Raw genomic sequence first — 980 nt, 5'->3', positions numbered from 1 at the left:
GCGTCGGGGGTGCGGGCTGGCTCGGGCGGGCTGAAGGTCGGCGCACGGGCCACAAGCTAGGGGTGCGGGACTGCGGTGACTACGGTCTGTTCGGCCAGGATCACGGATTGTAGGAAGCTACGGCTACCGGCGGGTTCGACCGGGGCTGAAGATCGTCTGTCGGCCGGGGCAGGGATACGGCGAGGATGGCGCCGGGCCCGGCGAGCGCGGGCCCGGAAAGGCGGCCAGTCAGGTGAACGGCAAGCTCAGTGGGCATATTCGCGAGCGTCTCCTCGCGACGAACTTCTGGCATCTCGCGACGGTGGGTGCGGACGGTGCGCCCCAGGTGTCGCCCATGTGGGCGGACATCGAAGGGGAGTACGTCATGGTCAACACGTCGATCGGGCGGGTGAAGGAAGAGAATCTGCGGCGCAATCCGTACGTTTCGCTGTCCCACCACGACCCCGGGGACCCGTACGACCGGGCGGAGATCCGGGGGAAGGTCGTCCGGTTCGTGGAGGGCGAGGAGGCGGAGCGGGCGATGGACCGGCTCGCGCGGAAGTACCTCGGGGAGGACCGGTATCCGTGGCTGCTGCCCGGGGAGCGCCGGGTGATGCTGCTGATCGAGCCGACGCGGGTGCGCAGGCTCGAAGGGGTGGAGCCGTTCCGGGCGGGAGTCCTGCCGGACGGGACGGACGGCTGACGGACGGCTTCGGAGGGCCTTCGGGCGGGCCCTCCCTAGCGCCAGTCGGGCGTGCCCGGTGCCGGTGGTAGCCGGGATTCGATCCTCGCCCGGATGTCCCGCATCACGGCGACGATGCGCGCCTCGTGCTCCGGGGTCAGCCGGGCCACCGGGACCGAGCAGCTGATGGCGTCGACGGCCGGTGTGCCGTAGCGCAGGGCGAAGCCGAAGCCGGCGATGCCGGGCACCGTCTCCTCGCGGTCGACGGAGTAGCCGCGCTCGCGCACCCCGGCCAGGTCGGCGAGGAGGGCCGCCCGCT

General features: G+C 71.7%; 2 protein-coding genes. One reads left to right on the top strand and one right to left on the bottom strand.

Annotation, left to right across the window (positions count from 1 at the left end):
* Positions 1–232 precede the first annotated feature (232 nt).
* On the top strand, positions 233–682 hold the full coding sequence (locus CCL05_RS17745) for a PPOX class F420-dependent oxidoreductase (protein ID WP_086561478.1): 450 nt from the start codon (positions 233–235) through the stop codon (positions 680–682).
* Positions 683–717: 35 nt separating this feature from the next.
* Here the strand turns inward: CCL05_RS17745 and CCL05_RS46235 are convergent.
* On the bottom strand, positions 718–980 hold a 263-nt coding region (locus CCL05_RS46235), incomplete at its 5' end, for an IclR family transcriptional regulator domain-containing protein (protein WP_279629941.1).

It is taken from the genome of Streptomyces africanus (assembly GCF_002150735.1).
GTDB classification, from domain to species: Bacteria; Actinomycetota; Actinomycetes; order Streptomycetales; family Streptomycetaceae; genus Streptomyces; species Streptomyces africanus.
Note: the sequence above shows the minus strand (reverse complement) of the source record. Positions and strands in the feature narration are given on the sequence as shown.